1 protein-coding gene is annotated in these 587 nt (G+C 62.0%); it reads left to right on the top strand.

Annotated features, from left to right (window positions below):
- A partial coding sequence (locus EO99_RS0125445) for an SUMF1/EgtB/PvdO family nonheme iron enzyme (protein WP_029621340.1) occupies nucleotides 1-587 on the top strand: 587 nt, incomplete at both ends.

Here is a 587-nt window from a genome sequence, read left to right as displayed (position 1 = left end):
CCCGCACCTTCCAGTATCGAGCCGATGGGGAGTTCTACCGCGGCATCCACCCGGTCGACGCACCCCTGACGACCGTGGTGGAGAGCGAGCCTCTCGTGATCATGAAATACCAGGTCACCATGTCGGACTACGGCGCGTGCGTCCTGGAAGGGCTCTGCGCACCCGCTGCTGCGACCGCGCCACCCAATGCGAACGTCCCGGTCACGGGCGTGAGCTACGATGACGCGGCAACCTACGCCCGTTGGCTCTCGGAAAAAACCGGCGACTACTGGACGTTGCCGTCTGATCGAAATCTGGCATTTGCCGCAGGAACGCTGTTCCCGGACGATGCCTCCGGACTTGATCCCGAAAACACCAACCCGGCGCTGAAATGGATTGCGGACTATGAACGGGAGGCCGCGTCGCGTTCCAAGCGCGACCCCGCCCCCAAGCCGGTCGGCGATTTCGGCGAGAACGAATATGGCCTGGCTGATTTTGCCGGCAATGTCTGGGAATGGACCAAGACCTGCCATCGACGCGTCAACCTCTATGACAACGGTGGGCAGCGTTCCGTTGAAACGATCTGTGGGGTCAATGTCGCCGTTGGT

It is taken from the genome of Pseudorhizobium marinum (genome assembly GCF_000705355.1).
GTDB classification, from domain to species: domain Bacteria; phylum Pseudomonadota; class Alphaproteobacteria; order Rhizobiales; family Rhizobiaceae; genus Neorhizobium; species Neorhizobium pelagicum.
Note: the sequence above shows the minus strand (reverse complement) of the source record. Positions and strands in the feature narration are given on the sequence as shown.